The 19,017-nt window shown below is 52.8% G+C and carries 17 protein-coding genes; 10 read left to right on the forward strand and 7 right to left on the reverse strand.

Translation table 11 applies throughout. The annotated features are described in order from the left end of the window. The first annotated feature begins 36 nt into the window (after positions 1-36). The 5 genes from KP806_RS13330 to rsbW (KP806_RS13350) all read left to right on the forward strand — a co-directional run bounded on the left by KP806_RS13330 (position 37) and on the right by rsbW (KP806_RS13350) (position 3,240). On the forward strand, positions 37-435 hold the full coding sequence (locus KP806_RS13330; RefSeq protein WP_224724182.1) for a general stress protein: 399 nt from the start codon (positions 37-39) through the stop codon (positions 433-435). 141 nt (positions 436-576) lie between these two features. Next, the gene (locus KP806_RS13335; RefSeq protein WP_224724183.1) at positions 577-1,713 is read left to right on the forward strand and encodes a SpoIIE family protein phosphatase; all 1,137 of its coding nucleotides are present in this window, start codon (positions 577-579) and stop codon (positions 1,711-1,713) included. A 118-nt stretch (positions 1,714-1,831) separates the two neighbouring features. Beyond that, a complete protein-coding gene (locus tag KP806_RS13340) occupies positions 1,832-2,431 on the forward strand; it encodes a hypothetical protein (RefSeq protein ID WP_224724184.1) in 600 nt (199 codons plus the stop codon). A 51-nt stretch (positions 2,432-2,482) separates the two neighbouring features. Continuing rightward, positions 2,483-2,815: an STAS domain-containing protein gene (locus tag KP806_RS13345; protein WP_224724185.1), complete on the forward strand. Its 333-nt coding sequence runs from the start codon at positions 2,483-2,485 to the stop codon at positions 2,813-2,815. After that, a complete protein-coding gene (gene rsbW / locus KP806_RS13350) occupies positions 2,812-3,240 on the forward strand; it encodes an anti-sigma B factor RsbW (RefSeq protein ID WP_224724186.1) in 429 nt (142 codons plus the stop codon). The genes KP806_RS13345 and rsbW (KP806_RS13350) overlap by 4 nt, the downstream gene beginning before the upstream one ends. 73 nt (positions 3,241-3,313) lie before the next feature. Here the strand turns inward: rsbW (KP806_RS13350) and KP806_RS13355 are convergent, their stop codons facing one another. From KP806_RS13355 to KP806_RS13370, 4 genes are all read right to left on the reverse strand, one after another. Beyond that, on the reverse strand, positions 3,314-4,729 hold the full coding sequence (locus KP806_RS13355) for a GMC oxidoreductase (RefSeq protein WP_224724187.1): 1,416 nt from the start codon (positions 4,727-4,729) through the stop codon (positions 3,314-3,316). A gap of 6 nt (positions 4,730-4,735) precedes the next feature. Beyond that, positions 4,736-7,075 (reverse strand): TIM barrel protein, encoded by a 2,340-nt coding sequence (locus KP806_RS13360; protein WP_224724188.1) that lies wholly within the window; start codon positions 7,073-7,075, stop codon positions 4,736-4,738. A gap of 284 nt (positions 7,076-7,359) precedes the next feature. Beyond that, a complete protein-coding gene (locus tag KP806_RS13365) occupies positions 7,360-8,226 on the reverse strand; it encodes a CheR family methyltransferase (protein ID WP_224724189.1) in 867 nt (288 codons plus the stop codon). Next, the gene (locus KP806_RS13370; RefSeq protein ID WP_224724190.1) at positions 8,223-10,982 is read right to left on the reverse strand and encodes a CHASE3 domain-containing protein; all 2,760 of its coding nucleotides are present in this window, start codon (positions 10,980-10,982) and stop codon (positions 8,223-8,225) included. The genes KP806_RS13365 and KP806_RS13370 overlap by 4 nt, the downstream gene beginning before the upstream one ends. Before the next feature lie 139 nt (positions 10,983-11,121). On the opposite strand from KP806_RS13370, the gene KP806_RS13375 reads away from it, so the two are divergent. From KP806_RS13375 to KP806_RS13385, 3 genes are read left to right on the forward strand one after another with little or no spacing between them, the layout of a single operon-like run. After that, positions 11,122-11,556, forward strand: coding sequence for a DUF948 domain-containing protein (locus tag KP806_RS13375; RefSeq protein WP_224724191.1), 435 nt, complete (start codon positions 11,122-11,124; stop codon positions 11,554-11,556). Between the two features lie 38 nt (positions 11,557-11,594). After that, a complete protein-coding gene (gene rsbW, locus KP806_RS13380; RefSeq protein WP_224724192.1) occupies positions 11,595-12,035 on the forward strand; it encodes an anti-sigma B factor RsbW in 441 nt (146 codons plus the stop codon). Further along, positions 12,032-12,814 carry a sigma-70 family RNA polymerase sigma factor gene (locus KP806_RS13385; protein WP_224724193.1) on the forward strand — a complete coding sequence of 261 codons (783 nt, stop codon included), beginning with the start codon at positions 12,032-12,034 and terminating at the stop codon, positions 12,812-12,814. The genes rsbW (KP806_RS13380) and KP806_RS13385 overlap by 4 nt, the downstream gene beginning before the upstream one ends. A gap of 119 nt (positions 12,815-12,933) precedes the next feature. Here the strand turns inward: KP806_RS13385 and KP806_RS27815 are convergent, their stop codons facing one another. The 3 genes from KP806_RS27815 to KP806_RS13400 form a co-directional block, all read right to left on the reverse strand. Next, complete coding sequence (locus tag KP806_RS27815; protein ID WP_224724194.1) at positions 12,934-14,529, reverse strand: GMC oxidoreductase; 1,596 nt, start codon at positions 14,527-14,529, stop codon at positions 12,934-12,936. A 194-nt stretch (positions 14,530-14,723) separates the two neighbouring features. Next, positions 14,724-14,864 (reverse strand): hypothetical protein, encoded by a 141-nt coding sequence (locus KP806_RS13395; RefSeq protein ID WP_224724195.1) that lies wholly within the window; start codon positions 14,862-14,864, stop codon positions 14,724-14,726. Continuing rightward, positions 14,845-15,192, reverse strand: coding sequence for a YtxH domain-containing protein (locus tag KP806_RS13400; RefSeq protein ID WP_224724196.1), 348 nt, complete (start codon positions 15,190-15,192; stop codon positions 14,845-14,847). Before KP806_RS13400 ends, KP806_RS13395 begins: the two co-directional genes overlap by 20 nt. A gap of 263 nt (positions 15,193-15,455) precedes the next feature. On the opposite strand from KP806_RS13400, the gene KP806_RS13405 reads away from it, so the two are divergent. Both KP806_RS13405 and KP806_RS13410 read left to right on the forward strand, forming a co-directional pair. Next, on the forward strand, positions 15,456-17,027 hold the full coding sequence (locus KP806_RS13405; protein WP_224724197.1) for a response regulator transcription factor: 1,572 nt from the start codon (positions 15,456-15,458) through the stop codon (positions 17,025-17,027). 16 nt (positions 17,028-17,043) lie between these two features. Then, positions 17,044-18,798, forward strand: a complete 1,755-nt coding sequence (locus KP806_RS13410) for a sensor histidine kinase (RefSeq protein ID WP_224724198.1) — start codon at positions 17,044-17,046, stop codon at positions 18,796-18,798. The last annotated feature ends 219 nt before the right edge of the window (positions 18,799-19,017 follow it).

The raw sequence follows: 19,017 nt of genomic DNA on the forward strand, positions 1-19,017 counted from the left end.
TTTTTCTAAGAATATAAGGAATGGGAGGAATTTACGATGAATAACGCAACGAATACGAAGGTGCACACGGTGAATAACGCAGTCGAGGTTCAAGAGCAAGTGTACAAGTTCCAGACGGAAGGGTATGCGAAAGACCAGATTTTCGTACTGACGCATGACAAGGACAGGACAAAACGGATCGCGGAAAATACGGACGCCGAGAAGATCGGTGTCGCAGAGGAAGGCCTGAGCACGGCGATCGCGAATATTTTCCGTTCGGGCGGGGACGAGCTCCGCGCCAAAATGAGATCGCTTGGCATATCCGAGCGGGATGCTCAGCGGCTGGAGCGCGAGATGGATCAGGACAAGGTGCTGGTCATCGCTTGGGGAGGCAAGGAGTACAGCGGCGAGGACTTTGATCCTTCCGTCTACTATTACCCGCACTATATCGTCTAATGAGCCGAAGCAATTGCAAGCCGGCGATAAGCATAAGGGCCTATCCGAGAGGGTAGGCCCATTTCCTCTTTAGAGATTGACTATCCGCACCGCTTTGCTCACAATAAATAGAGAAGCAGATGCATTCAAAGGAGCTTGAATATGAGTATTATTATTGTGGATGACAATGCTACGAACCAGCTTATTATTAAAGCCATTTTAAATAAAGCGGGCTATCAGGATTTGAAGGTCGTTTCCTCGGCGCAGGAGCTTTACAGCTTGCTGGACATCGATAATCCGGTGCTGAACGATTCGAACGTCGATTTGATCCTTATGGATATGATGATGCCGGAAATTGACGGGCTGGAGGCTTGCAAAAAAATACTGCAGGTCGAGCGGTACAAAGACATTCCGATCATATTCGTGACCGCAGTCGGGGACTCCAGCAAAATGGTCGAGGCGCTCGATGCGGGCGCGAGCGACTATGTCATGAAGCCGATCAACAAGATGGAGCTTCTGGCCCGGATCAGGTCGGCGCTTCGCTTGAAGAAGGAGATCGATTGGCACAAGGAACGGGACAAGCGGATAAAGTTCAAGCTGGAGCTTGCTAAGAAGGTGCAGCGCAACGTGCTCAGCAGGCCGATCAGCGATGAGAACATCGAGATCAAGGCGGTCTACAAGCCGACCTCGGAGCTGGCCGGCGATTTTTACGAATGGCACCGGATTGACAGCCATCGCTACGGCATTATTTTGCTCGATATGATGGGGCATGGTATTGCTTCCTCGCTTGTCTGCATGTATATTTCTTCAGTACTGCGGGACACGATTACCCGCATTACCGATCCGGAGCTTGTTATGCAGGAGCTGAACCGGTATATGCAGCAGCTGTACAAGAAAGAAGAGCTGTTGAATTATTATTTCACTGCGATTTATCTTGTGGTGGACACCGAGCTCCGCACGGTCGAGTACGTGAATGCCGGCCATCCGCCGGGCGAGGTGCTGATCGGGGATCGGGCCATGCAGCTTACGCAGGGCTGCTGCGCTATCGGCTTGTTCGAGAACATCGAGATCCGCAAAGGCGTCATCGATTTCGAGGAACCGGTAAAAATCGTCATGTATACGGACGGCCTGCCGGATGCTTTGGGCGAAAATAACGAAGCGGCGCTGAAGGACCTGCTGGGCCGGTTGAAGCATGAGAGCGGCATCGATCCGGAGGAAGCGGTGCTGGGGGCGGTCGAGCGGCATTCCGGAGGCGCGCATAAGGATGACTTATGCGTCATCATGATATCGACGAAATAAAGACGAAATAAAAAAAATTCATCGTATAAGGTTGCGGCTGTTTCAATTGGGGGAAAACGGTGTATATGTAGCTATAAGCTTTTAGAACCGAGGCAAAAGGCTGAAGGAGGGACCTCCAATGAAAAATTTGATTTTGATCGGCTGTCTGATCGGCAGCATTTATGCAGTTTCAGGCGATTCAGCGCAAATAGCGTTGACGGAATTTACGGGCGCAGCTCCCGCGCCGTCTTCGGAAGCTGTCGTCAGGCCGGCTGCGGATCAATCAAATGCTTCATTGGCGGTCCTGCCGGATACGGAGCAATCGGCGGAACGCGAGCAGCCTGCCGCTGAACGGGAGCTTCCGTTGTTAACCGTTAACCGTGTCTCCCTTTACGACGATCAGGCAGCCGTTGTCCGTAAGCTCGGCGCCCCGGAGAGCATAACCGGGGACCCGCATTTGAGCGGGTCGGAAACGTATCGTTATCCGGATGTGAACGTCTATTTCTATGACGGGTTTGTCGATTTTGTGGAGATTCCGGAAGGGGCAGAGGCGGTGCTTATCGACGATGTGCTGCTTCCAGCTACCTTACAGCATTTGAAGGATGCATTGGGAGAACCGGATTACGTGACGGAGGACGGTATCGTATACGAGCGCGATGAAGCGCTGCTGAAGCTCTTCTTTGATGCCGGAACAGAGCGGCTGACCTCGATTACTTATTTCCATCGCGCATCCATGTAAGCAAATCATGATATTAGCTAGATCAATTATTATAGGTGAAGGGTGAAAAGCATGAAAGCGGAGCAATTTCAAATTATTCAAGAGGAAACGAACCGGGAGACAATTCTTCATATCAGCGGCGAGCTGGATTTGGCGGTTGTGCCGCAGCTGCGCAGCGCGCTTGAGCCTGTGATGAACCGGACGGACAAGGCATTGGTGTTGCAATTCAAGCATCTCAAATACATCGACAGTACCGGCATCGGCATAATCGTATCGGTGCTAAAGCTCCGCGATGAAATCAAGGCGCCATTTTATGTACGGGAGGTTCCTCCTGCGGTCAGGCGTTTGTTCGATATGACCGGCATTTCGAGATACTTGACAGAAGGGACAGAGGCTGAAGCATGAACGCCATCCATCTCCAAATACCGGCCCATGCGGATTATATCGATATGGTCAGAATTTGCTTATTCGGAATCGCGTCCAAGCTGCAATTTCCGTTTGAGGATATCGAGGACATGAAGGTGGCGGTGTCGGAGGCCTGCAACAACGCGGTGCTGTATGGCTTTCCGCAAGACGAGAACGCCATGATCGACATCAGCTATGAGTTTGCGGACGATGCTCTTACGATCAAAGTGAAAAACAACGGCCCGGAATTTATGTATTCCGAAGCCGTCGGCAAAGCGGCGCCTTTGCCCGATACGGAAATCAACGATCTTCGCGTCGGCGGACTCGGCATTTATTTAATGCAGGCGCTGATGGACGACGTCGTCGTGAATACGGCAGGGGGCGCGACCGAGATCGCGATGACCAAGTATTTGGCCGCGGAATAAGCGGCTGCACCGGAAAGAGCCGAGGATTCCTGCCAGCTGGCAGGAATCCTCGGCCTATTCGCGTTACGTGAAATCAAGCGTCTCCTTTCCTGGATGCGATGATGTGATCCGCCGTCCGGATCGCCAAGGCGACAGTCGTAAGCGTCGGGTTCGTTCCGAGGTAAGGCAGCACGCTGTTATCGGCCGCATAGAGGCCGGATACGCCGCGAATTTGCCCGTACGGGTCAGCGGCGGAGGTGGCGGGATCGTGTCCGATGCGGCATGTCCCGGATTCGTGGTTGGCCTCCCCCGGAGCCCGCAGACAAATTTCCGGCTGGCCGCCCGCCGAAACCGGAGTCGCTCCTATGGCTGAAAAAGCTTTTCTCATGCCGGCCGTCATCATCCGTATGACATCCAGATCCTTATCCGTATAGGAATATTGGACTTGGATCGCCGGCACGCCATATTCATCAACCCTGCCGGGGTCCAGGGTAATCCTGTTTTCTGCCCTCGGCTCGACCAGACCGAAACCGTTCATGCCGATCCCAAGCTCGTCATAAGAAGTCTGCTCCCGTCCATAGATTTGCAGCTGATAGGGGCGGGTTGCCGTCTCCGGGACCGTTACTTCCACCGGTCCGACTCCTGCCGGTCCTGCAACCTCCGGCAGTCCTTTCCGGCTCATTATTGCGGTCCCCTTTATCGAGGAGTGGTCGATCAAGTAACGGCCGATTGCGCCCCCTATAATACCGGAATACAGCAGCAGACGCGGAGTTTCAAACGTGCTTGCCGACAAGACTACCGTTTTAGCACGAAGCACGAATGATTGTTTGTCGGGGGACATCACTTTCACGCCGGCCGCTTTTCCTTGCTCCATGAGAATTTGGACGGCTCGGGCTTTGACGGCCAGATCGAACGGTTTGCGGTTCAGAGCCAAAGCCAGAAAGTTGATGGAGCTGAAATAGGCGTTGGAATGAACCTCGCCGAATCGGGTAGGCTCAGTATCGATAGCCATGGCCGGGCCCGTCGCTTCCGGGAAGCCGTTCTCCCAAAGCCGGTTAAGCAATATCCGGTTAATGGCCCCATGAAGAAAAGGCTTCGTCACCTTCATGACCTGTTCGGCGATGCTGTAATAAACCTCCATTTCCTTGAGAGGAACCGGATAGTTCTCCAGCGCGTGCAAAGGCATACGGTGGGCGTTCACATCCCATTGGATCGTTCTTCCGCCCAAGGCGAAAATCTGCTTGGCGCCGGAAAATTCGGGGAGGGTCCGTCCGATCCTTCTCGTAACCTCCGGACCCCCGATTAACCGTTCTCCCCGTCCGCCGGAGAGGATGGCGAGATTACGCCTGTGCGTAGGAATTACGCTTTCTCCGGCCTCGACCATACCGACGCGAAGTCCGTTGTTACGCCACCGTTCGCATAATCTCCAAAGGACGGCTCCTCCTCCGGCGCCGCTGCCGATAATGAGGACATCATAGCCGGTGCGGGCCATTTCTTCCAATGAAGCCATATCGTCTCACTCCTGACGAATGATGTGATCTGCCGTGCGGATGGCAAGCGCTACCGTCGTCAGCGTTACATTAGCCGTGCCTACGGACGGAAGGACGCTGTTGTCCGCGACAAAAAGGCCGCTTACGCCATGAATTTGACCGTATCGGTTCGTTGCCGAAGTGGAAGGGTCGTCGCCCATGCGGCAGGTACCCGAATCATGGTGCATTTCCCCCGGAGGAAACAGTCGGATCGTCGTCGGCTGCCCTGCCAGGGGATACAGAGTTATTCCGAGGGCGGAGGAGATCTGCCGCATAGCAGCCATTGTCTGGCGTATGACAGCCTGATCCTTCTCGCTGTAAGAAAAATGGATAAGGAGCTGCGGCACGCCATATTCATCTTTTCGATTAAAATTCAGAGAGACTCTGTTTTCAAAGCGGGGTTCAACCATGCCGTTACAAAAAATAATCATCTCCAGCTCTTCAAGCAGCGGTTTTTCCTGAAAGCTCTGATACCAGTCATAACCGTCAGGTCCTCTCAGCTGCAGCTGGAAAGGTCTTTCTGACGTTCCGGGCATTAAAATGCCTAAGGTTCCCAAAGCCCCGGGAAACCCGGCGCGGCTCATTCTGCCTAAAGTTCCGATCAATGCCTGATTCGATAAATAATGGCCGATCGCTTTTCCCGGAATGCCCGAGTAGAGAAGCAGCCGCGGGGTTTCAAACGTGCTTCCGGACACAACTACTTTTTTGGCATGGAGCGTGTAGCTTTTTTTGTCGGGACACATCACCTGCACACCGGTTGCTTTCCCGTTTTCAGTGAGCACTTTTACGGCATTGGTCCTGACAGCCAGATCAAAGGGTCTGTGATTTAATGCTTTTGCAAGAAAAACCGTCGTGCTGAAAAAAACGTCGGAATCCGGTTCCGCATAGATCCTGGACCTGAGATCGCAAGCCATCGGAACGGGCATCGCTTCCGGAAAACCGATTTGGTGCAGCCGCTCCAGCAATATTTCGGTTACGGGAGATCCCTTGGTATAGCTTTGCGTCACATTCATGACGTCTTCGGCGGTATGATAATAAGCATCCATCTCCTCGAGGGAAACGGGCCAATCGCGCATATGGGATAAACTCATCCGGGGACTGATCGTATTCCAAAACAAGGTTCTTCCGCCCAGTGCAAACAGCTGTCTTGCCGATGCATATTCCGGGTAAGAGCCCGGCAACGGCCTCGATACCTCATAAAAAAGTCCGTTTAAACGCTCGTTGTTCATCGTAGGGAGATTGCGGGCTTGCGTCGGAATGAGCAGGTCGCCTCTTTCAACGATGCCGATCCGTTTGCCGCTGTTCTGCCATTGCTCGCACAATCTCCAGAGAACGGCTCCTCCTCCCGCACCGGTGCCGACGATAAGGACGTCATATTCGGTTTCCGCCATTTGTTCGAGCGGCGTAAGCGGGATCCATTGTGCCAGATAATCGGATGGGAGGGCTTGCGGTAAGCAGGAAGCGGGCAAATGGGCAGGGGCGGTATTTCGCCATCCGATCCCGGCTTCCTGAAGCAGGTTTTTAAGCGCCCTTACCGCTTTCCGTGAAAAATCCGGGTTCGCCACTCCCGGCCTTCCTTTCGGTTCAACCGATATAAAACCCGAATAATTTCTCTCTTTTAAAGCAGCGATGAGTTTTCTGATTTCTCCGTCTCCTTCGCCTGCGGGGACAATTTCGCCGGTATTCAGCCTGGCGTCTTTTATATGGACGTATGAAAGGTAAGGCGCGACGAGAGGATAAGCGTCGGTCATCGGAAGAGTCGGCGCCCTGACGAAATTCGCAGGGTCGAATGCCAAGCGCAAGTAGGGGGAATCGATCGCAGCGAGAATATCCCTGGCGCGGTACCCGTTATCGGCATAGAAGGGAGGATCGTTGTCGATAAGCAGCACGACTCCCTCTTCTTCGGCGATACGGGTCAGCTCCGTCATTCTGTTCACAACTTCGGTTTTATACTCGTCCTTATTTTCTCCTTCCGGGACAGAGAAAGAAAAAATACGAATATAGGGGGTATCGAAATAATGGGCTAAATGAATAGCGCGCATGAAATCCTTCATTTGAGGCGAAAAATCATCGGTAATAGGGGTATTTCCAATTGGGGAAGCGATGGAAGAGACCTGAAAGCCCCGGGCATCCAGCTGTTTTTTGATCTCTTCGATTTCCTGGCCCGAAAGCTGCAATACATTTTTTCCGCGCACCGTCCGCAAATCGATATGATAGATCTGTTCGGCGGCAAGCAGCTCCATCTGCGTTTCCAAATCCTCGGCAAATTCGTCGGCAAATGCAGATAGCATAACCATCGTATTTACCGGTTTGTTTGCTCTAAGCAAAGCCATCACATCCTATTGGTGATAGCTATATATTTATGCGGAAAGGCTGTTCCTATGAACGCTTTAAGCGGTGGCTTGGCCACTGCTGCAGAAAGTGCGGCAGAAACCTTACATGGAGGTAATGCTCATGCGCCAGCGTGTATTTTTGCAGCAGAAAGGCCCGAAATGAGCACTATACTCCCATAAAATCACCGATCTGCTGCAGAAAGTGCAGCAGAGCTGCGCATAACACTAAATCGTCCGCATTCTACTGCACAAACTGCAGCAAAGCGGCGCGTGTTCCTCTATCTGCCAAGCTTGCGGAAAATCCGCTCCGCGGGGTTAAAATCCTCATACTGGGAGCGGCGCCCGGTGATCAGCGACTCCATGGTGCCGAGGCAGAGGAAGCCGGAGGGTGACAAGCTTTCGTAGAAAAGGTGGTGCACCCGCGATTGCAGCGAGGAGTCGAAGTAAATAAGCACGTTCCGGCAAAGAATAACGTGAAACTCGTTAAAGGAGCGGTCAGTCGCAAGGTTATGCTGCGCAAACATCATGCTGTTCTTAATTTCCGACTTAAAATAAGCGTACTCCGTATCCGTCGTATAATAGGAGGAAAACTCCATGCTCCCCCCGGCCTGCAAATAATTTTTTGTAAAAGACTGCATCCGCTTCAGCGGAAACTTCCCCAGCTTGGCGGCGGCGATGACGTTCTCGTTCATATCGGTCGCGTAAATTTTGACCCGGTCCAGCAAGCCGCACTCCTTGAGCAATATCGCCATCGAGTAGACCTCTTCTCCCGTAGAGCAGCCTGCATGCCAGATCCGAATTTCAGGCTCCTTGCGCAGCAAGGGGACAACTTCTTTGCGGAAGGCGAGAAAGAAGCCGGGATCCCGGTACATTTCCGTTACTTTAATGGAAAAATCGTTTAACAGCTTATCGGCAAAACCCGGCACGTGCAGCACCTTCTCGAGCAGGGCGGTTATCGTCGGAATTCCCTCAATGCTCATCCGGTGGGAAATCCGCCTGCCGAGGGAGGAACGCAAATAATGGCGGAAATCGAAGCCGTACGCAAGGTACAGCCCCTCCAGAAGCAGATCGGTTTCGATCCGCTTCAGGCTGCTGCCGGGCAGCACATCGTCATGCTCCTCGTCCGTATCCAAATGGCCGCTCATTGTCCCACCTGCTTCGTAAGCCATACCCTCATAAGCGAGAAAAGCTGATCCATATCGATCGGCTTGCTGATATAGTCGGAAGCGCCGGCTAACAGGCATTTGTCGCGGTCGTTCTTCATCGCCTTCGCTGTAAGGGCGATAATCGGCTTATCCGCCGTTTCGGGCAGGCGCCGGATCGCCTTCATCGCCTCGTAGCCGTCCATGACAGGCATCATAATATCCATCAGAATAAGGTCAAAGTCGGTGCTTTTCTGTAAAATATCAAGGCATTCCTTGCCGTTGCCGGCGACGGTAACGATAAATTCCTTGCTTTCAAGCGCCTTGACGAGCGCGAATACGTTCCGTGAATCGTCCTCGGCGAGCAGCACCTTTTTCCCTTTGAACAGCGGGCAAGCGAACTCGCTTTCCTCCTGCGGCGCCAGAGCTCCGGTGGACGGCTCGGATGCGTCGGGAACGGACAAGGCCGCTTCCGACGCCGCGGCAACCTCCTGCCGGTCGAGCAGCAGCTGCTCCTTCTGCAGATGCGGAAGGCTCGGCACAAGCAGCGTAAAGGTGCTGCCCAGTTGTACCTCGCTATCCAGCAGGATGCGGCCGCCCAGCAGCTTCATAAATTCGCTGCAAATGGATAAGCCGAGTCCCGTACCGCCGTATTGGCGGGTCGTATCGCCGTCCACCTGCTGAAAAGCTTCGAAGATGAGCTGCTGCTTTTCCTTCGGAATGCCGATACCGGTATCCGTTACGCGGATCTCCAGAACGTCGTTATTCACATGCGACGGCAAATATCGCTTGACACTGTCAGGGTCCGCTTTGCGGACAGCCAAGGCTACGCTGCCCTTTTCGGTAAACTTGAATGCGTTGGACAGCAAATTTTTCAATATTTGCTGAAGGCGGTGACCGTCCGTATAAATGACGGAAGGAGCGCTGTCCGCAACGCTGAGCTTAAAGTCGAGCCCCTTCTTCTCCGCGACCGGAACAAATCCAAGCTTCATATGCTCCGGAATCTCCGATACGTTCACCTCGTCAATCGTAAGCACGATTTTGCCCGCTTCGATCTTCGACAGATCCAGAATATCATCGATCAGCATCAGCAGGTCGCTGCCGGAGGAGTGAATGACTTCGGCGTAGCCTTTTTCCTCGGCGGTTAACGTTTTGTTCTCGTTCTCGGAGAGGATTTGCGACAAAATCAAAATACTGTTAAGCGGAGTGCGCAGCTCATGCGACATGTTCGCAAGGAAATTGGACTTGTACTGCGAGCTAAGCTCCAGCTGCTCCGAGTAGACTTCAAGCTCGGCTTTCGCTTTCTCGAGCTCTCTCGTTTTCTGCTCGGCATAAATATTTTGCTCCTCCAAATGCTCCGTCGTCATCCGCATTTCTTCCTGCTGCATTTGCATCTCCTCCGATTGCGCCTGAAGCTCCTCGGTCTGGACTTGCAGCTCCTCCGTCAGCACCTGAGATTCGCTGAGCAGCCGTTCGACCTCCATACGGCCCGCAACATTGTTGATCGTCACGCCGAAATAGCTTTCGATTTGCTCCAGCAGCTTCAAGTGGGCGGCCGTGAACGATCCCACGGAAGCAAATTCGACGACGGCGGTTACCTTGCCTTCGAATTCGACCGGTACGATCAGAATGCTCTGCGGCGGCACCTGGCCGGTCCCTGTCTGGATCCGGATCGGATGGTCCGGCGCTGAATGCAGCAGAAACGGACGTTTCTCCACCGCCGCCTGCCCGATCAGTCCTTCGCCTAAGCGGAAAGAAATGTTGCCCACCGGATCGCCGGAAGCGGCATAGTCTCCGATTTTTACCAGTCGTTGATCCTCGCCTTTGCCTTCACGGATGTAGAATTGTCCGTAAACGGCGTCCAACATCGGAGCGAGCTTGGACAAGAAGGAGCTCGCCAGCGTTTTCATATCGTTGACGCCCTGGCTCATGGTGGCCACTTCGGCCGAATTGGTCTGAATCCAATTCAGGCTGTTCACGTTGTCGAGCAGCGAGTTTGTTGCATCCGCCAAATCCTTGATTTCATCACGGGTCGCAACCTGGATTCGCTGAGTCAGATCCCCTCCCGGGGAATCGATATCCTTGATCGTCCGCACGACCTGCTTGATCGTGTTCACGATGGAGCCAGATACGAAGGAGACGATCAGGAAGGCGATGACGGATAAGAGCATGAGCATCGCGTACAGGCTCACGATCAAATTGTTGTTTTTGTTTTCCAGCTCGTTGATGCGGTCTCCGGTAAGCCGGATTTGCGCCTGGCGCAAATTTTCCAGCTTCACACGCAGCTGGTCGATATAAGCTTTTCCGTCGTCATTCGCAAAGGATTCGATAATTTTTTGATTGTCGTTATTTTTTTTGTATCGGATGACCGGCTCGCCCGCGACTTTGATCCAATTTTCGATATTTTTCTTTATATCCTCCAGCTGTGCGAGAAAGTCGGGATTCCCGTCCAAGTAACGGGCAAGCACGTTATAATTGGCTTCCCATTCCGTCAGCCCGTTCATATACGGAGTAAGATAGCTCTCGTCGCCGGTAATGACAAAGCCTCGCTGGCTTGACTCCATGTTGATCGCGTTATAACGGATGGATGTAATCAGATTATGGATTTCAAGATCGCGGCTGGCAATCGTTTCTATTTCATCCTGCAGCGATGAAATCCGGTCGCTTACGATGATGATCGACGTTCCCAGACAGCAAATCACCAGAAAATATCCGATTAGTATTTTCGTGCGAATACTTAGTTTCACATTCTGCAGCATAGCTCTCTCCTTCATTAAGAAAGTAGGTTTCGGACCAAATGAATTATTCTATTTATTATAACATTTTGATAGCTTCTCTGCGCTGTTTCAACCCGGCGGATACAGGGTAACTAAAAGAAAAAAGGAAGTGGTGAGTGTAATGGATATCATTATTCAGATCAGTGTCGCGGTCATAGCGATTGCTTTCGTCGTTCTGCTGTATTTCCTGGTTCAGGCCGTCAAGACGTTGACCAGCACCCTTGAGGAAACAAGGAAAACGATCGGGCAGCTGAGAGCGGAGGTGACGCAAATCAGCGTGGATGTGAAAGAGGCCGTCCACAATACGAATGTTATGACGCAGGATGTCCGGTCCAAGCTGAAGTCGCTGGATGTCATTTTCACCTCGGTGAACGATATCGGGCATGCGATACACTCGTTTACAGGAGCGGCCAAAGAATCCGCAGCCAGCATTACGGCAAAGCTGAGGAGGGATCGTATTGCGCCGGCGACGGCCAAGGAGCCGAGCGTGCTGAGCGTGATATACGACGGAATTATTTCCAGCGTACGCATTTGGAATAAAGTGAAAAAGATATAAGCAATACTATTACCTACTAGAGAGGATAGAAGATTATAATGAATCCAACTGTAAGCTTAACCGTTCCGGCGCAAGCGGAATATGTCGATATTGTCAGGCTCACGTTGTTCGGAGTTGCGGATAAAGCGGGGTTTTCGTACGAGGAGATCGAGGATATGAAGGTGGCGGTGACGGAGGCCTGTACTAATGTGGTGCTTCATGCGTACGGCAACGGCCGGTCCGGCGTCATCGATATCCGGTTTGAGGTGGAAGAGGAAGGCTTATCGATTCGCATTAAGGACGAGGGGAACAGCTTCCGGTACGAGCATGCGGATATCCAGCATGCTTCCCTTCACGGGAAAGAGCTCGATGACATCACCGCGGGAGGTCTTGGCATTTACCTGATGCATGCTCTTATGGACAGGGTTGAAGTTATGACAGAAAAAGGTACAGAGGTGATTCTAACCAAGCTAATTGGTAGGAAAGAGGAGATGGCATGAAGTCGAATTCATCCTGCCTGGACGCGCAAGCCGTTATGGAGAAGATGAAGCTGTATCAAGAGACGAGCTGCAACGACACGGCCACCGAGCTGCTGCAGCAGTTCGAGCCGATCGTGAAGATGGCGGCCAGCAAAATGTCCCGGAGCCGGCCCGACCTGTACGAGGATTTGTACCAGGTCGGCCAGCTTTCTTTGCTGCGGCTGTTCAAGCAGTTTGACAGCTCCCGAGGCATCCCTTTCGAAGGGTATGCGATGAAAAGCATCATCGGGCATTTGAAAAACTATTTGCGCGATAAGTCGTGGTATATCCAAGTGCCGAGACGGATTAAGGAGAAGGGGCTGCTCATTCAGCAAGCCATTGACCATTTGACCGTGAAGCTCGGGTATTCACCCAAAATCGAAGAGATCGCCGCCTATCTTGAGCTTTCCGTCGAGGAGACGATCGAGGTGCTGTCCTGCCGCGAATCGTATCATTATGTTTCGCTTGATACGCCATTGTCCAGCGAAGGCGAGAGCGCCGCGACGATCGGCGATCTGATCGGGACGGACAAGGACGAGTACGAGCATGTGGACAACCGTATCGATCTGGAGGAAGCGCTGGAGCATCTGAAGGAAGAGGAGAAAAAGGTGCTGATTCTCGCTTATCACGGAGGCAAATCCCAGCGCGACATTGCCGATGAGCTGGGCGTATCCCAGATGAGCGTGTCCCGCATTCAGAAGCGGGCTATCGACAAGCTGAAAGGACTGCTTGCCGACAAGGACTCGCCTAAGGAAGCTTGAAGAAACGATAAGGTAACATAAAATAACTGCTTTTTGTGTATCTGAAGCCGGAAGCCGGCCGATTCGCTTATTCCGGCCCCAAGAGATACTATAAAAGCAGTTATTTTACGTATTGCCGCCTAGTTTTCCGCCAGTTCAGCAATCCGATTTAGCTGCTCCGCAATATGATCCGCCGTGCGAATGGCCAAGGCCACGGTCGTAAGCGTCGGGTTTGCGGCTCCGGTAGTCGGCAGCACACTGTTGTCCGCAATATACAGGCCGGGTACACCGTGGATTTGTCCGAACCGGTTTGTTGCGGATGTATCGGGGTCATCGCCCATTCTGCAGGTTCCCGCTTCGTGAAAATCCCCTCCCGGGGTTACTGTAGGGGTGATCTGGGGCTCCGTTACCGCCCCCATGACGGAAGCAAGCGAATGAACGGACTCCACCATCTGGGCCTTGACCGCTTCATCTTGTTCACTATAAGAAAAATCGACTTCCAGCACCGGAACGCCATATTCATCTTTCATCTCCGGGTGCAAAAACACCTTGTTTTCAAAGCGTGGCTCGACTTTGCCGAAGACGCCGCCGCTAACTTCGAGCTCCACTGTCGGCACCAGCGATTGAACCCTAACGCCGAGCACGTATTGATAAGCCCTGCTTTCGGTTTGGGGAAGCATAATAAACACCTGCCCGATTTGGGGCAAATCTTCCCGTTCGGGGCTTATGTTGAATTTGAATTCCAGGTGGGTATGGTGGGTCAGATAATGCCCGATCGCATTTCCTTCAATTCCTGAATGAAGCAGCAGCCGCGCTGATTCGAAAGCGCTGGCGGATACAACGACGTTGCTGGCGGATATAAAATGGCTTTGTTTATCGGGTGTCATCACCGTAACGCCGGCCGCTCTTCCTTGTTCGGTATGAATTTGTACCGCCCTCGCATTAAGGGCCAGATCGAACGGCATCTGTTTATAGCCTTCCCCCAAAAAAGAAAGGGAACTGAAATGTACGATGGACCCGTATTTATCAGGCTCAAAGTTAGAGGCCACCGGTCCGACTGTCGCTTCAGGCAAACCGCCCTCCCAAAGCTGGGACATAAAATATTGCGAGAACGGATTCATATAAGGAGAAAACCTCGAACGCGTCGTGACGTTCATGACTTCTTCGGCGATATTGTAATATAAATTCATCTCCTGCAAAGGTAAAGGGAACTGAGCCAGCTCGCCGGCGTACATGCGGGGACTGACAAGCGACCAATATAACATTCTCCCCCCGAGCGCATATACGAGTCTCGTCTTTAGCTCATTCCCGACCGGTACGGATACATTTTGCAAGGATAGCTGTTCGCTTAATATGGAAAGATTATATTCATGAGTTTGCAGCAAAACAGGACCGGCTTCGACAACGCCGACCTTTTTACCGCTATCCTTCAGTTGGTTGCATAATCGCCAGATGGCAGCCCCTCCTCCGGCACCTGTTCCGATGACAACGACATCATAATGGGTCCTTGCCATTTGTTCCAAAGAGACCTGGGGGAAAAATTGATCGCAGGAAGGAGCCGGAGCGGCGGCTCTTGCAGGGACGAACGGAATTGGCAGCCTTACCGGGATACCGGCAAGGTTGAGATGTATGTCCGGAATTATTGGATTAAGTTTAACCAGCTGACCAATCTCGATCCCTTTTTTTCGGGCGATCGTTTCAAGCGTCTCTCCGTCATCCGCAATATGGATTCTCACTATCCGCACTCCCTTTCAGGCTCATTGCGCCGGTACGTCCATACGCGCTCCTCCGATATATATTTTTTTCTCTAAGTCTCTATTCCACGAATGAGCTCAAGCTTCCAGGAAAAGTGCAAAAAACAGCGGCAGCCCTGGACTTTGCGTCCGGTGCTGCCGCAGTTTCCGGTTAATGATTATTTATGCCGGCCGGATCATTGCTTCGGGTCGGGAACCATGCCGCTGCGGGCAATTTCCGAGTTCGTCTCCATCCGCTCCATATCCTTGCCAAGCTTGACGATATCCTGCTCGGTCGGCGCCATGGAATTGGTTGTCTCAGACAGCTCCTTGTCCATGGCTTGATCTCCCGGTGGCGATCAGCTCGTCCTTTACGTCTTCCTTGGTGGAACTTAGCGCATCCATGACGTTATGATTGGATTCCTTGGCTTTGTCGGCCAGGCTGCTCGATTCCTCCTTAATGGCGGCAGCAAGCTTCCTGGTGTTTTGTCCTACGGTCGAAGCGATATCTTTTGTTTTCTGCCCGATCGTCTGGCAGGCCTGCGACAGATCCTCGCGAAGCTGCGCTCCCGTTTTCGGGGCGAGCAGCAGCGCCGACACCGCGCCGATCGCTCCACCTACGATAGCTCCAAGCAATACACCGTTACCGGATTGCTGTTGTGACATTTGACATCTCTCCTTTATTTCTTAATCGATTTCATAGTAGTATATAAACGGATTTCGTTTGTTTGAAACAAACCGCCGGCTTTTATTATGAGAGAATGAAGTCAAACATGACTAATTTCTGCTGCCGCAAATCCGGTATATAGTATACTAAGCTGGATCTAAATTTTTTGAAGTTAATCGGGCGCTGGAGTTTCGTATAATAGATGAATATGAAAGCGGTTACCCATTAGCGGAGCGGCTGCGGAGAAAGGCAGGGGGACAGAATGTTCAAGGTTGTGATCGTAGATGATGAGCTGTATGCGAGACAAGGCTTGAAGCAGTTCACCGACTGGAACAAATACGGCTTTGAGATCGTTGCCGAAGCCGCCAATGGCGAAGAGGCGCTGCAGGTCATTGAGCGTACATCGCCCGATTTGGTCGTAACCGACATCCGGATGCCGGTGCTGGACGGCCTGGAGCTGATCCGGACGGTTCAGGAGAGGAAGAAGGCGGAGCCTAAATTCATTATCGTAAGCGGATACGGAGATTTCAAATATGCGCAAAAAGCGGTCCGCTTCGGCGTCAAGGACTTCATCCTGAAGCCCATAGACGAATGCGAGCTGGAGCAGACGCTGTCATCGCTAAGAGAGACGCTTGGCCTGCAGCTGCAGCTGAATGCAGAGCGGACGCTTTCGCTCCGCAAGGCTTTTATGGAGGGTGCCGTGCGCGGTGCGCCGGAGCAGCGGCCGACAAGCGAAATGCTGCAGGCGATGGGGATAACCGAAGGCGAGGAGCTTATGTTCTTCGAAGCGGAGCTTTGCGATTTGCCGCCGGCTGCCGAAGGAGATACGGGAGAAGGCTGGAAGCGGGCCCTTGCCGAAGCGCTCGCTTCGGCCGCCGGACAAGCGGAGGTATTCGTGCAGGAGACAAGCCGCAACGTATTCGGGTTTGTTGCCGGGGCACAAAGCTGGAAGGCGGAAGCCTTCGGCTGGAAGACGTTTGCAGCCGGATTGCAGCAGCAGCTTCGCTCTGAGCTGGGCGCAGCCGTTATCCTGTACGGAGGGATTCCGGTCCGCACGGCTGAGCTCATCTCCGAGTCCTGCCGGAGCGCCGCCGAAGCCCGGGAGCGCAAGTTCGCGGCAGGTGGCGAAGGGCCTGTGCTGGCCGGAGAATGGCAGCAGGCGCCGCTTCATGAGCTGGGCCTGGGCGACGGCGAATTGGAGAAGCTGATGCTTGCGATCGAGGAGAGCGAGCCTGCGGCACTGCCGGGCGCTGCCGAAGATCTGTTCAAACGGTTCCGGGCGGAGCGTTATTCGCAGGCTGCGGTCATCCGGTCGCTGGGCCGGGTCGTGCTCGGCTTAATCCGGATCATCGAGTGCATGAACGGGGATAAAACCGGTCTCCGGCAGCTGGAGGAGCTGAACGCCAAGCTGCAGGCGCCGGCAACGGAGAGGACGCTCAAGGCGGCATTCGCAGCGTTCCTTGAAGAAAGCGCTCGTTATATCGGAGAACTGCGGAAATCGAACGCGAAGGGAAGCATACAGAGAATCAAGCAATACATCGAGGAGCATTACGACCGGAATTTGAGCCTCAAATCGATCGCGGGCGTTTTTTATATGAATCCGGTCTATTTGGGCCAGCTGTTCCGGAAGACGTACGGCGTCTACTTCAACGAATTTTTGCTGCAGACCCGGATGCACGAGGCGAAGCGGCTGCTGCGCCAGACGGAGCTTCGGGTATATGAAATCGCCGACAAAGTAGGCTTCAGCAACCCGGATTATTTCGTCACCCAGTTTGAGAAGGTGGAGCGGAAGACGCCAAGCGAATACCGCAGCGCCCTGTACTCCAAAGAATAAGGTCTGGTGGTCCAAGATGCGGAAGTTGAGTTTACACCATGTCAAGCTGCGCGACAAAATGCTGCTTCTCTATTTTTTGTGCGTGCTCATTCCGATCGTATTGACGAACGTCATTTTCTACAATGTCACGTCGGGCAATTTCAAAAATCAGAAAATGAAGGATATCGCCGTCACGGTCGAAAAAGCAAAAAACGACCTGCGCGCTCAAATCGATATCGCGCTCGGCATTTCCTCCGTGCTGAATACCGATTATTTTCTGAACGACAGCCTGGAGAAGGTGTATGCCTCCGACAAAGACTATGTAGAGAGCTACAACGCCGATATCGTCTGGATATTGAACAAATACAGTCCGGTGTATAAATCCATTAAGCAAATTACAATATATACCGATAACCCGACGATTATCGGCGGAGGTTACGTGATCCCGATTACGGATGATGTCAAGCGCACGGACTGGTATGCGGAGAGCATCGATGCGGCGTACCCGATCGTCATTCGCAACGAGCAAAGGGGGCTGCTCGGACGGGAGTACGTATACAGCGTCGTGCGGAAGCTGAACTATTCGGCGGGCCGGAGCACCTGGCAGAAAATCGTCAAAATCGATATCGACCCCGATGCGATCAGGCAGGTATTCAGCTCGATCTCTCTGGATGGGGACGTCTACCTTATAGATGAAGAGAAGACGATTCAGTATTCGAGCCGGACGGATATCGAATGGGCCGACGGGAAAACCTTTTATTCGCCCGAGCTGCTCGGCGACAATACTTTTTTGTTCGAGGAGAGCTATTCCAGCGTCAACAACTCCGGGGAGTGGAAAATTGTGCTCGCCGTTTCCGAGGACAAGGTGCTCGAGGAGGTACGGAAGTCGCGGGCGTTCGTTTACTACCTTGCCTTGGCCAATATTCTCATTCCGTCGCTCCTGATCGCATGGATTATGAAGTCCTTGAGCTCGCGCCTGGTCGGGCTGCTGAAGCATATCAAGAAGGTGAAGCACGGCTCGTTCCAGACGGTGGCGCACGGCGATTACCGCGACGAGATCGGGCAGCTTACCAGTGAGTTCAACCGGATGACGCTGCAGATCAAATCGCTGATCGATGACGTCTATATCGCCGATATCCAAAGGAAGGACCTCGAGCTGAAGAGAAATCAGGCGCAGCTGCACGCGCTGCAAAGCCAGATCAATCCGCATTTCCTGTTTAATGCGCTGGCGACGATCCGGACGCGCAGCATGATGAAAAACGAAACCGAAACGGCAAGAATCATCCATAATATGGCCAAAATTTTCCGGAAATCGCTGCAGTGGGGCAAAGACTGGGTAACGGTCAAGGAAGAGATGGATCTTGTGCTTTGCTTTCTGGAAATTCAGAAGTACCGGTTCGACGACAAGCTGAATTACCGGATTGAGGTCGACGAGTCCGCATACGGCTGCATGATTCCGAAGATGATGCTCCAGCCGCTGGCGGAGAACGCCAGCATTCACGGCATCGAGCCGCTAACGCATGATGGGATGATCGACATCCGGATCAGGCATGAGGACGGCTGCCTGTTTATCCGCGTGAAGGATAACGGAGTCGGCATGGCCCAGTCGGAGCTGGAGCGGATGTTGAAAGCCCTGCATGAGAACGAAGAGATGGGAGACAGCGTTGGCATCAAAAATATATTTTACAGGCTGCAGCTGTATTTCAGCGGCGAAGCGGAGTTTGAAATGACAAGCGCGCCGGGAGAAGGGACGCTGGTCTGCATCCGGGTGCCGGACCGGGGCGGCGGCTAGCGGCAGCGGAAATCGGCAAGGCGCGGACCTTTGCATCGGAAACCCCGAGCGAGCTCCGCGCATTTTTTTAAATTCTAAGAATTTAAGTTTCACACTTATATCCGCTTAGAATTCTCCGCGAAACGAAGCTTCGCCGCCAAAGGACGGCGAAGCCGTTTACGCTTGTATCCCCCCAAAGATGCTAGTTAGTTTTTCAAAGGAGATCCTTTAGTTTGTCGG

It is taken from the genome of Paenibacillus vietnamensis, assembly GCF_020169515.1.
Lineage (GTDB): Bacteria > Bacillota > Bacilli > Paenibacillales > Paenibacillaceae > Pristimantibacillus > Pristimantibacillus vietnamensis.